This window comes from Desnuesiella massiliensis, from assembly GCF_001403615.1.
In the GTDB taxonomy this organism is placed as follows: Bacteria; Bacillota; Clostridia; order Clostridiales; family Clostridiaceae; genus Desnuesiella; species Desnuesiella massiliensis.
In genome coordinates, this window is the sequence record NZ_LN879451.1 from 187,815 (window position 1) to 199,552 (window position 11,738).

An 11,738-nucleotide genomic window follows, 5' to 3' on the forward strand; every position below is an offset into this window, starting at 1 on the left:
TTTAAGTATGTGTAAGCAAAATTTATCTTATTGAAATTATATAAATTTCATGCTTTAATAATATTAATAGATAATATGTATTTATTAATATTATTTATTATTTTAATGATATGAGACTTGAAAGGGAGATAACTATGGAAAATAATGCAAATGAAATGATTATGGATAAATTGACTAAGGTATGTTTATGCAAAGCTATACCAAGATCTAAAATGAAGGAAGCCATTGCTAATGGTGCAAGAACTGTAGAAGAGGTTCAAAAGGCTACAGGAGCTGGCTCTGGTGGTTGCTCTGGTAGAAGATGTACTCCAAAGATACAAGAGCTTTTAGATAAATATGGAAAGTAGGAAAAAAGCGACCAAGGTCGCTCAGACTGTTGATAAACATTTTATGGGAATACCCGCTGTGGCGGGTATTTTTTCTTTGCAAAAAGGATTTTTAACTTCGGTGTAGAATATTATACTCATAGGATAGTATGAGGTGATAAAGCATGATTAAAGAAAATAATTCTGCACAGCAGAAACTAGAATTAGTATATATTGAAAACTTGGTTCCACAAAATCATTTGTTACGAAAGATTGATAAGTGCATTGATTTCTCGTTTATTAGAGAATTAACAAAGGAGTATTACTGTCTTGATAATGGCAGACCAGCTATTGACCCGATAGTTCTTTTTAAGATGCTACTGATAGGTTACATATTTGGAATAAGATCAGAAAGAAGACTTGTAGAAGAAATTGAAGTTAATATAGCGTATAGATGGTTTTTGGGTTTCTCGTTATCAGAAAAGATTCCAGATCATTCAACCATTAGCAAAAATAGAACTAAGCGCTTTAGCGAATCAGATGTATACCAGAAGATATTTGATAAAATAGTGGAAATTCTATTGACATAAAACTGGTAAGTGGCAAGATACTTTATACAGATTCTACACATATAAAGGCAAATGCCAATAAGAATAAATTCACCAATGAAGAAATAACTGCATCAACCAAAGATTATCTAAATGATCTTGATGATGCAGTAAATAAGTCAAGAGAAGACCATGGTCAGACACCTCTAAAAAAAAAGCTTCCAGATAAAATAGAGAAGAATAGAAAAGTAAGTACAACTGATCCAGATAGCGGATTTATGACAAGAGATGGAAAGCCAAAAGGGTTCTTTTACCTTGAGCATAGAACTGTTGATGGTAGGTATAACATTATCCTTGATAGCTACGTAACCCCTGGAAATATCAATGATGACGAACCTTATGTGGATAGAGTTGACACAATAATAGACAAATTTAAGTTTGATACTAAGTATGCAGTAGCTGATGCAGGATATTCAACAGCTCCAACTATAAAGAAACTCTCAGAAAAAAGTTATCAGGCAGTGTTAGGTTTTAGAATGGGACCACATGTAAAAGGCAAATTTACTAAACTAAGATTTCAGTATGTACCTGAACATGATCTATATGTTTGTCCAGGTGCAGCACCATTGCGTTATAAGACAACAACAAGACAAGGATATAAAGAATATGTAAGTGATAAGTTCTACTGTGATAATTGTTCGTTACGAGAAAAGTGCTTGACATCAGATAAAGCTGATGTCAGGACAATTAGACGGCATGTATGGGAGGAGTTAAAGGAAAAGGTTTTTGACTTTCTTAGATCTGATAAAGGTAACGGTATCTATAAACGTAGAAAGGAAACTATTGAGCGAAGCTTTGCAGATTCAAAAGAACTGCATGGGCTTCGCTACGCTCGCTTCCGCGGATTACCCAAAGTTAGTGAACAGTGCCTACTAACATCAGTAGCACAGAATATAAAGAAGATTGCATTGGTGTTATCACGCCAATGCTCGTACTCTTAGGAGAGAAAATACCAATTTTTACGTGAGTTTTTCACCTACCTACGCCCACAGTATGGATTTTTTTGCTGTTAAAAAACCTCATCAGGATTTTCATAAAATCCGATGGGGTTTTTCAACATCCTGAGCGACCAAGGTCGCTTTTTTTGAATTCACAGTTCACAATGCACAATGCACAATTGAGGAGGATTTTTCTTCGCTACTCTACGAAAAATCTTTAATTATATTTTCTAAAAAGCCGTGGCTAAACATTAGCCACGCTTTATAAATTCCCTTAATAAAAATTGCTTCGCAATTTTTATTTTTTCTGTGCTTCTATTTTTTCTGCTAGTTCATTTAAGTAAGTCCATCTATCATATTTTTCTTCTAAGGCTTTTTCTAATTCCTCTTTTTCCTTTAATAGTTCTTGTAATAATAGAAAATCTGAAGCAGCTCCTTCGATTTTAATACCTATCTCAGAGATTTTATTCTCCAAAGCTTCAATAACTCCGTCAATTTCTTCAAATTCCTTTTGCTCCTTAAAGGTAAATTTAATAGGCTTTTCTTTCTTATCAGCTTTGCTTTCTACAGCTTGTTCCTTTATAGGCTTTTCTTTATTCTTCTTGCTATCCTCTGAAGCTGATTGTTCCATAGCTTTTAAGCTTTCAATGTAATCTTCATAGTTCCCGTTATATTGCTTTATTTTTCCATTGCCTTCATAGGAGAAGATTTTATTACATATCCTATCTAAGAAATACCTGTCATGGGATACGGCAATGATGGCTCCTTCAAAGCTATCTAAGTAGTCTTCTAATATAGTTAAAGTTTGAATATCTAAATCATTAGTAGGCTCATCCAGTAATAATATATTAGGCTCTGACATAAGTGCTCTTAACAGATATAACCTTCTCTTTTCTCCTCCTGAAAGCTTTCCGATAGGTGCATACTGTATGCTTCCATTAAACAAAAATCTCTCCAGCATCTGAGATGCTGTTATTCTGTAGCCATCAGCTGTAGGAAGATATTCTCCCACTTCTTTTATATAGTCAATAACCCTCATGGCTTCATCCATAAAGGCGTTTTCTTGGGAGAAGAAGCCTATCTTTATAGTCTCTCCTCTATTTACTTCACCGCTATCAGGCAATATATCTCCGTTGATTATATTCATCAAAGTTGATTTTCCTATCCCATTAGGGCCTACTATACCTATTCTGTCTTCTCTTAATAAAATGTAACTAAAATCCTCAATAAGCTTTAAAGCATCGTAGCTTTTATTTATATTTTTAAGCTCTATAATCTTTTTGCCTAATCTTCTGCCTAATACTGATATATCTAATTTTTCTTCTTTAATATCAATCCTTTGTTCTTCTATATCCTCAAATCTTTGGATTCTGGCCTTTTGCTTAGTGGTTCTAGCCTTAGCCCCTCTTTTTATCCATGCTAATTCTCTTCTATATAAGTTTTCTCTTTTCTTCTCACTAGCCAGTTTTAATTCTTCTCTTTCTGCTTTCTTTTCCAAAAATATACTGTAATTACCAGCATAGCTATATAAATTGCCATTATGAAGCTCCAGTATCCTATTAGTAACCCTATCTAGGAAATATCTATCATGGGTTATCATGAGCAAAGATCCTTTTCTCCCATTTAAATATTTCTCTAACCAACCAATAGTATCATTATCCATATGGTTTGTGGGTTCATCTAAAATTAGAAGCTCACAAGGGGTTATAAGTGCGCTAGCTAGGGATACCCTCTTCTTTTGACCGCCGGATAGTAATCCTATTTTTGCTTCAAAGTCTGTGATGCCTAATTGAGTTAAAATACTTTTAGCTTCGCTTTCAAGCTCCCAAGCATTTAATGCATCTATCTTTCCTTGGAGCTCTATTAATCTTCTATTTAGTTTCTCTAAGTCCTCTGTAGCCTTAGGGTGATTTATTTTTTCTAACAGCTGCTCATACTCCCTTAAAAGCACCATCTCTGGTGAGGAACCTTTAAAAACCTGTTCTAGAACTGTAGCATTAGGGTCATAGTCTGGATTCTGGGATAGATATTCAATTCTTACCTTGTTCCCTTTCACTATAGTTCCTAAATCCGCCACCTCTATACCAGCTATAATCTTTAAAAAGGTACTCTTTCCTGTACCATTTACACCAATTAATCCTATTTTTTCCCCTTCATTTATGCCTAGGGATATATTATTTAAAAGAACTTTTTCACTATAGCTCTTTGTTATATTTTCTAAAGTTAGTAAATTCATATTTTCTCCTTCCTCAGTAAAAGACTAAATACCCTTATAATTATATATTAACTCAGACTATTATTCTACCTATAATCTATGGCAAAATAATACCTGCATTCCACGTAGAATTGCAGGTATTATAATAAATTTAAACATATTTATTTTTTATCCCATTTTACTTCATAGCTGCCCTTTGCAGCTTTGCCTTTTATTGATACTATATATTCTCCACTATCCTTTGCAGTTATGGTTTCTTTCCCTGAGTTTTCCTTTAAGTCTAAAAGTATTTCATCCTTGTGCATGACCTTAATATCAAGCTCTCCTGATTCCACAGTTTTTTTATAGTTAAGCTCAAGGTTCTCACCCTTTTTTAAGATGATTATTTTCTTATCCTCTCCATCAAACTTTTTAAAGCTGGCTGACTTTTTGCTAAACGTATTACTTTCTGTTGACATTATTTTTATACCCTTGCTATAGCTACAACCCCCAAGCAAGAACATCATAGCTACTATTAATAAATACTTACAATAATTTTTTCTCATAATATCCTCCCCAAACTTACTTTAAATCTTTTCCACAGTAAGGACACATTTTCCAAGATTCATCCACAGTACTTCCACATTGGCTACAGGTATTATTTAAATCTTTTCCACAATAGGGGCAAAGCTTAAAATCTTTGTTTATGGTTCTTCCGCAATTTATACATTGCTTATTATCTATATTCACATAAGAGTTTCTTGCCACTAAATATATGATTAACCCTATAAGATTGGGAATAAAAATTGCCACTGTCATCCAAAGCCATGGGTCCATGCCTCTTTTCTTTGCATCATTATACACAAATCTAGCTATAGCAAAAGCTATAGAGGCTATAAATACCATAATTAAAATAAAAATGCTTCCCATAGCAATGGTATTTTTAAAGGATTCCGCTCCTTCAGATAGTATTAATGGGAAAACCCTTATAAAAAATAATAGCACTGGTAAGCATATTAAGGTTATCAATGTCCAAAATAGATATTTAAATTTACTCGGCTCTCCCTCCACATAACCCCCATCATATCTTCTATTTTTCTTTTTCATCAATACTAAAGTTATTAAAAGTAGTGGTACCCCCACTAAGCCTAAAATCATTATTATAAAAATAGGTAATGCCATTATATTACTCATGACTAAATCCTCCTAAATTAATTTTTTCATTAAACAACCCTTCATTAAGAAGTAATATGCAAATAATGGTATTAGAAATAATCCCTAAAGAAATAAAGGTTATGGATATAAGCTTTATATCAAAATATGTTAAAAATATAGTAGATATCAGAACGCCAAAAACTACATTAAGCAGCACACTAAGTGGAATCAAATATATCAAAGGATTATACTTAATTCTTTCTTTTGTTTTCATAACCACTTCTTTCCTTGGCTCCATAGTTTCATTGCCTATTTCAAAAAGTAATTCTTCTAATCTTTCCTCTTCCATGCCTACACCTCCATTATTTCCTTAAGTTTTTTTCTTGCAGTGTTTAATCTTGATTTTATAGTACCCTCAGGTATTTGCATTATTTCTGATATATCCTTATAACTCAAGCCTTTAAAATAATAAAGAATCAGAGGAATTTTATAATTATCTTCTAGGGTTCTCACAGCTTTTATTAAGCTCTCTTTTTCATCCCTTATCATGAGCTGTTCTTCTGGAATCCCTTGAAAGCTCTGAATACTCTCTATTTCCCTCTTCTTCTCTTCATTATCAAAGTAGTCCTTAATCCTGTTAAGCCACCTTTTAGCCTTCCTATACTTATCCTTATAAGAATTTACAGCGATGGTAAATAACCAGGTTTGAAAATTTTTATTTTCATCATAGCTATTAAAGTTTTTAAAAACCTTCATCCAAGTATCTTGAAATAGTTCTTCTGCTTCCTGCTGGTTTCTGCATATATGAAAGCAAAATTTATAAAGGGGGTTTTTGTATTTATCCACAAGAAGCTCTAAAGCTTCTTCTCTATTAGATTTAAATAAATTAAATATATATTTATCTTCCAATATTGTTCCCGTTACGTAAAACTTATAAAACTCTCTAATAACATTATAAAAGTTTCTGTTTACTTCCCTGTTCAATGTGTCCGATTTTGCAAAATGCTACTTTCGTTTGATATAACACTCCGAGGGCGTAAATTCGGGTGTAACTCACCCTACACAGTATCATAATTCGTTAAAGTGCTTTATGATACTTTATATCTTGATAAATTAATACTAGCATTTCTATCCCTATCTATAACAGCTCCACAACATTCACATATAAAGGTTCTTTCTGATAGTGATAATTTAGGTTTAACATAACCACATTTGCTACAAGTCTTTGATGAAGGATACCACTTATCAGCTTCTACAAATTCAATATTGCATCTTTCAGCTTTATATTTAATCATAGTTTTAAATTCATATAAGCTTTGCTGTGCAACTGCTTTTGATAAATGCTTATTTTTAAGCATACCACTAATATTTAGATTTTCCATAACTATTCGAGAAGGTTTGGCTTTCACAATCTCTGTAGTTACTTTATGTCTGTAATCAGTTCTAATATTATCAAGCTTTTTGTGTAACTTTTTAATGCTCTTTTCAAGTTTTATAATGTTGCCTGTCTTTACGTAACTCCCCCCTTCTCTATTTTTTTCATATTTTCTTGATACTTTACGTTGCAATCTACATAATTTCTTTTCTAAGTTTTTAACTCTTTTGGTCTTGTTAATATTTTTATAGGGTTTTTCTTTATGTGAACACATTGCCAAATCTTTAATTCCGACATCTATACCAATACTTTTGTCGATTAATTCTAATTGTATTTGATTTAACTCAATACCTACTGACACATACCAATGAACACCATCAAAACTAACCCTTGGATTACTATATTTTGAGTTTGTAGGTATTCTATTATGCTCTGAAAGCTTTACCCAACCTATTTTTTCAAGTCTTACATGAGTTTCAGTAAACTTTATTTTTTCAGTATCTTGATAAAAAGAAAGTTTTGACCTCTTTCTGCTCTTGAATTTAGGTTTATCTGATAATCCCTTGAAGAATTTTTTATAAGCTTCACAACTGTCTTTTATAGCTTGTTTAGTTATGTTATTACTATAATCATTAAGCCATTTTAATTCTTCTGTTTTCTTTAATTGAGTTAGGTCTTTTCTTAAAATACTATCAGATAAAAATTTGCCACCATTTTTATAGTTTTCTTCTTGTTTACTTAAAACCCAGTTATATGCCCACCTTGCTGTTCCAGAACTTTGAAACAATTTAGTGTTTTGCTTATTATTAGGTTCTAGCCTAACCTTCGTTGATGTTATCATCTTACAATAGCTCCTTAATCATTTCTTTAGCTTTATTTGCTCTCTTGCCTTGTAGTCTACAACTAAAGACTGTACAATTTGAGTTAAATCTTCAACTAATTCCGCATCGATTGTTTTTTCAGTATTATCTATAATTTCTATAGTAGTTCCATACTTATTACAAAGATTTTCTATGATTTCAAACCCAAATCTCAATAATCTATCTTTATATAGAATTACTATCTTTTCAACTTCTGAATTAGTTATCATATCTATTAATTGGTGTAACCCTTTTTTATTGTAGTTAATTCCACTTCCTACATCAGTAATGACTTCAAATTGATAGCCTTTAATAATCATGTATATTTTTACATTTTCAATCTGACGTTCTAAATCGTCTTTTTGTTTATAGGAAGTAATTCTACAGTATCCTATTACTTTTTTAGTTTTAGTTTCAATACCTTTAATTCCTAAAAAATTTCTTATAATATAAACATTATACAAATTTAAGAATGTTATATAAACTTCTATAATATTTTATTAACTGTTATCATCCCCCCCTTCATATATGTTTTACGTCCCATTATATTATCGGTTCATAAAATAAAAAATATTTTTATGGGAAAGATAAATTTGTAATTAAATATATATTTTATGGAGGGATTTTTATGTCTTGGGAAAAGTTAAAGGAAATGAATTTATTTGATAAAGTAGAGAATCACCTAAAGAGCATATCTGAAAAAGATAGCAGAGTGGTAGAGGATATAATAACCAGTCCAGATAATCTAAAAAAATTCAAAGAATGCATCCACGTAGGTATGGACTCATCTACTATTGCTAGTAGAATGGGTATAGGTATTGAGCAGGTAGATATAATAAAGGATATGCTTGGAAAATTATAAGGGTCTAGAGCTGTATGCTCTGGACTTTTATAATTTAGCCTTGGTATATGGCGCCATATTAGAACCTTTATATATTAAGTTTTTCGTATTGTTTCCCTATAGTTTATGGTATAATCTTAAAGTAATTTAAATGTGAGGAGATGAACACTTTAATGGCATGTAAATTCTATTTACATAAAGGTATGGGTAGAAAAGCAGAAAACGGTCATCCATGGATATATACAGATGAAATTGAGGGTTATGATGGCGAATATACAAATGGAGACATAGTAGAAATATATAATTTTAAAAATCAATTCATAGGTAAGGGCTACATAAATGATCAATCCAAGATAGCCCTAAGAATAATGACTAGAGATATAGATGAGGCTATAAATGAGGACTTTTTCAGAAAAAGATTTAAAGATGCTTGGAGCTATAGAGAGCAAATTATAGATACCTCCAGCTGTAGATTTTTATTTGGGGAAGCAGATTTCCTCCCTGGACTCACCATAGATAAGTTTGAGGATTATTTTGTTATACAGATATCCTCTTTGGGTATGGACAGATATAGGGATATCATTACAAAGATTTTAGTAGAAGATTATAAGGCCAAAGGAGTTTATGAGAGAAGCGATATAGCTTCAAGAGAACTAGAGGGTTTAGAGCAAAAAAAGGGCTTCTTGACTGAACCTTTCGATACCATGGTGCAAATCACGGAAAACGGCGTTAAATATTATGTAGATATAGAGAATGGCCAAAAAACAGGCTTTTTCCTAGACCAAAAGGAAAATAGAAAGGCTATACATAGAATCTGTAAGGATGCTGAGGTTTTAGATTGCTTTACTCATACGGGCTCCTTTGCCTTAAACGCAGGCATTGCTGGCGCTAAAAGTGTTTTGGGTATAGATGTATCCCAGCACGCTGTAGATTTTGCTGCAAAGAACTCTAAGCTTAATAATTTAGAGGATGTTGTTAAGTTTGAATGTCACAATGCTTTTGATATCCTGCCTAAATGGGCTAAGGAAGGCAGAAAATTCGATGTGGTGATATTAGATCCTCCAGCCTTTACAAAGTCAAGAGACACAGTGAACGGCGCTAAAAGAGGCTATAAAGAAATCAACCTAAGAGGACTAAAAATGGTTAAACCTGGCGGCTACTTTGTGACCTGCTCCTGCTCTCATTTTATGAAGGAAGACCTATTAAAGAGCACTATTGCAGAAGCAGCTAGAGATGCCAATAGAGTATTGAGACAAGTAGAATTTAGAACTCAATCTGCGGATCATCCAATCCTTTGGAGCTCTGATGAATCCTATTATTTGAAATTCTTTGTTTTTCAGGTAGTGTAAAAAAAAGCGACCTTCGTCGCTTTTTTAATGTACATACTAAAAATCCCACCACTCATGAATTATCCACCTGTTATTTTTCTTTGTTAATATATAATACCCTTGAGCCTTTCCTGAATCTCTAGAAGTCTGAATATGTTCATAATATTCTACATCTTTATCTACAATAAATATCTTTGTATTCTCCTCTGATAGTCCCTTTTGCCTTGTAAGAGCGTCAAAGCCATATTGCTTAAAATCCTCTTTAGCTATTTCTTTAATACTAGTTATCTTTATATCTTTAACAGCCTCACCAAATTTTTCCGGACTTTCTTGTTTTCTAGAATCCATAGTTGAGTTATAGGATTTTACATCTTTCTTTATTAAACTTTCAATATTTTTGCTTATAAGCTTTTCTGGTTTGCTACTTCTATTAAATATTAGAAAACCTATGGTTAAAACTATTACTACAGATGCAATAATAGTGATAATAGTTTTTTTCTTATTAATTTTAATCACCCCTATTAAATCTAGCTAGTTAGCCTCAGATATCTAGTATCCGTTAAGTTAGCATTATATTGAAAGAAATAACTTACGCTAACATTTACTACATCTGGTGCATGACCTGACACAAACAACAATCCACTATCTGGACGTCTGTATGTTATAATGACCGAATGACGCCATTCTTTATAAGCATTATTATAAAATTGTATTACATCTCCTTCTTTGCAGTTGTTATTCCACGTATGTTCAGTAGCATAACCTTTATTTATTAACCAATTCCTTAATTCTATTACCCTTATCCATGCATTGCTATCTTTATACCAAGTACTATCACTAGGTAACCCTCCTGCTAATAGTGCTTGTGAGACAAAGTTAGTGCAATCTCCACCTTTACCATTATAATTGCTGTAATCAAGATTATAGTCTTCAGCGTACCTAATTGCATAAGATGCAGCATATGGCCCATAATAATTACTATATATCATAGCATTCGCTTGATTTGAATTATTATTATACTTTGTTGTGCTAAATTTCTTAACGATTTCCTCTATGTTCCTAATATTCTCTTCTAATAACGCAGTTTTACTTTCTAATGCATTCGAGTTATTTAACCCTTGGAACTCTTCTCCTAATAATATATTGTTATAATAATCATTTTTAATTTTCCATTTACCGCTATGCTTCTTTAAATATACTTTATGCTCTTCATTTCTTATCTTTTGTACTATCTCAGGTGAATTTTCAAATGAAAAATCTACGCTTTTTCTCAAAGTTACTATTGCTTCATCATCATTAATATCTAATGATAAATAATCAATACATAATTTGTAATCTTTAATATTATCGCTAATTTTCTTATACCAAAGCTTGTCTAACTTTAATTTAGTAGCTTTAAACTTACTTAACGATCCATTGTCTACCAAATCATTAATAGTATATTTTACATCTTTATATTTTAACTCTTCAAATTCCAAAGCAAAATAATTATTTATTAAACTTTTAATCTGCTCATCATCGCTATAATTTCTATCAACACCTGCATGTACGCTTTGTATACTATTGGCAAGCATAACTACAAAAAGCACAAATGAGGTTATGCAAAATTTACCTATTAATTTCCTTATTCTTCTCACGATCTACCCCTCCAATATATTCTTTCAATAAATACATTTTAAACGTTCTCATATGAATTTTTTCTGTACGTTAATAAGACAGTAACTACTAAGTATTTAATTACCTCCCTTCTTTATTTAATGCACTCTTTTACATCGTATAATTCTAGTGTAAAATATTTCAAAAATTACTACAAATATGGAATTATTTTGTCTTTAATGTATCAACCATATCATATTAATACATATATGTAAACTTATTGGGAATTAAAACATGATTTTAGAACATTAAAATTTTAAATTTTAGTGTTTGCTATATATTTTCATATTATATAATAATGTTAATTAATTTCAGAACTCTCTCTCTAATATCTTAAACAGAATAAAAAATAAGGGGCTGTTGCACAACTAACTAAATAGTTAGCTGTGTAGCAGCCCTGTTTTATTTCAGATATAGAAAATGCGGGGCTCGAAAGCCCCGCAAATGTTGTATAATTATAGTATGCGAAAACCAAATT

12 protein-coding genes and 1 pseudogene are annotated in these 11,738 nt (G+C 31.6%); 4 read left to right on the forward strand and 9 right to left on the reverse strand.

The genetic code is table 11. The annotated features are described in order from the left end of the window. Nucleotides 1-134: 134 nt before the first annotated feature. Both BN2665_RS01595 and BN2665_RS01600 read left to right on the forward strand, forming a co-directional pair. Nucleotides 135-347 carry a (2Fe-2S)-binding protein gene (locus tag BN2665_RS01595; RefSeq protein ID WP_055665364.1) on the forward strand — a complete coding sequence of 71 codons (213 nt, stop codon included), beginning with the start codon at nucleotides 135-137 and terminating at the stop codon, nucleotides 345-347. Between the two features lie 143 nt (nucleotides 348-490). Next, nucleotides 491-1,854 (forward strand): IS1182 family transposase gene (locus BN2665_RS01600; protein WP_423229840.1). Its coding sequence is split into 2 segments (ribosomal slippage): nucleotides 491-878 and nucleotides 878-1,854, totalling 1,365 coding nucleotides; the frame shifts between segments, so codons are not numbered across the junction. A 295-nt stretch (nucleotides 1,855-2,149) separates the two neighbouring features. Here the strand turns inward: BN2665_RS01600 and BN2665_RS01605 are convergent. The 7 genes and pseudogenes from BN2665_RS01605 to BN2665_RS01635 form a co-directional block, all read right to left on the reverse strand. Beyond that, entirely contained in the window at nucleotides 2,150-4,087 is a 1,938-nt protein-coding gene (locus BN2665_RS01605) for an ABC-F family ATP-binding cassette domain-containing protein (RefSeq protein ID WP_055665365.1), read from the reverse strand. Nucleotides 4,088-4,227: 140 nt separating this feature from the next. Next, a complete protein-coding gene (locus tag BN2665_RS01610; RefSeq protein ID WP_055665366.1) occupies nucleotides 4,228-4,611 on the reverse strand; it encodes a hypothetical protein in 384 nt (127 codons plus the stop codon). A gap of 16 nt (nucleotides 4,612-4,627) precedes the next feature. After that, complete coding sequence (locus BN2665_RS26620; protein ID WP_055665367.1) at nucleotides 4,628-5,239, reverse strand: zinc ribbon domain-containing protein; 612 nt, start codon at nucleotides 5,237-5,239, stop codon at nucleotides 4,628-4,630. Further along, entirely contained in the window at nucleotides 5,232-5,549 is a 318-nt protein-coding gene (locus tag BN2665_RS01620) for a hypothetical protein (protein WP_055665368.1), read from the reverse strand. The genes BN2665_RS26620 and BN2665_RS01620 overlap by 8 nt, the downstream gene beginning before the upstream one ends. Before the next feature lie 2 nt (nucleotides 5,550-5,551). Further along, the gene (locus BN2665_RS01625; RefSeq protein WP_055665369.1) at nucleotides 5,552-6,109 is read right to left on the reverse strand and encodes a sigma-70 family RNA polymerase sigma factor; all 558 of its coding nucleotides are present in this window, start codon (nucleotides 6,107-6,109) and stop codon (nucleotides 5,552-5,554) included. Between the two features lie 179 nt (nucleotides 6,110-6,288). Beyond that, complete coding sequence (locus BN2665_RS01630; RefSeq protein ID WP_055665370.1) at nucleotides 6,289-7,416, reverse strand: RNA-guided endonuclease InsQ/TnpB family protein; 1,128 nt, start codon at nucleotides 7,414-7,416, stop codon at nucleotides 6,289-6,291. Nucleotide 7,417: 1 nt separating this feature from the next. Beyond that, nucleotides 7,418-7,839 (reverse strand): annotated as a pseudogene (locus BN2665_RS01635) (IS607 family transposase); the annotation flags it as partial. A 224-nt stretch (nucleotides 7,840-8,063) separates the two neighbouring features. On the opposite strand from BN2665_RS01635, the gene BN2665_RS01640 reads away from it, so the two are divergent. Continuing rightward, nucleotides 8,064-8,297 (forward strand): hypothetical protein, encoded by a 234-nt coding sequence (locus tag BN2665_RS01640; RefSeq protein ID WP_055665371.1) that lies wholly within the window; start codon nucleotides 8,064-8,066, stop codon nucleotides 8,295-8,297. 152 nt (nucleotides 8,298-8,449) lie between these two features. Next, nucleotides 8,450-9,625, forward strand: a complete 1,176-nt coding sequence (locus BN2665_RS01645; RefSeq protein ID WP_055665372.1) for a class I SAM-dependent rRNA methyltransferase — start codon at nucleotides 8,450-8,452, stop codon at nucleotides 9,623-9,625. A 36-nt stretch (nucleotides 9,626-9,661) separates the two neighbouring features. On the opposite strand, the gene BN2665_RS01650 is transcribed toward BN2665_RS01645, so the two are convergent. Continuing rightward, nucleotides 9,662-10,120, reverse strand: coding sequence for a DUF4829 domain-containing protein (locus BN2665_RS01650; protein WP_055665373.1), 459 nt, complete (start codon nucleotides 10,118-10,120; stop codon nucleotides 9,662-9,664). A gap of 11 nt (nucleotides 10,121-10,131) precedes the next feature. Next, nucleotides 10,132-11,241, reverse strand: coding sequence for an amidase domain-containing protein (locus BN2665_RS01655; RefSeq protein ID WP_055665374.1), 1,110 nt, complete (start codon nucleotides 11,239-11,241; stop codon nucleotides 10,132-10,134). Nucleotides 11,242-11,738 lie beyond the last annotated feature (497 nt).

Bases quoted from the DNA above. Each gene is read 5' to 3' on its own strand.
- BN2665_RS01595 (WP_055665364.1), top strand. From the start codon at position 135: ATGGAAAATAATGCAAATGAAATGATTATGGATAAATTGACTAAGGTA.
- BN2665_RS01605 (WP_055665365.1), bottom strand. From the start codon at position 4,087: ATGAATTTACTAACTTTAGAAAATATAACAAAGAGCTATAGTGAAAAA.
- BN2665_RS01610 (WP_055665366.1), bottom strand. From the start codon at position 4,611: ATGAGAAAAAATTATTGTAAGTATTTATTAATAGTAGCTATGATGTTC.
- BN2665_RS26620 (WP_055665367.1), bottom strand. From the start codon at position 5,239: ATGAGTAATATAATGGCATTACCTATTTTTATAATAATGATTTTAGGC.
- BN2665_RS01620 (WP_055665368.1), bottom strand. From the start codon at position 5,549: ATGGAAGAGGAAAGATTAGAAGAATTACTTTTTGAAATAGGCAATGAA.
- BN2665_RS01630 (WP_055665370.1), bottom strand. From the start codon at position 7,416: ATGATAACATCAACGAAGGTTAGGCTAGAACCTAATAATAAGCAAAAC.
- BN2665_RS01640 (WP_055665371.1), top strand. From the start codon at position 8,064: ATGTCTTGGGAAAAGTTAAAGGAAATGAATTTATTTGATAAAGTAGAG.
- BN2665_RS01645 (WP_055665372.1), top strand. From the start codon at position 8,450: ATGGCATGTAAATTCTATTTACATAAAGGTATGGGTAGAAAAGCAGAA.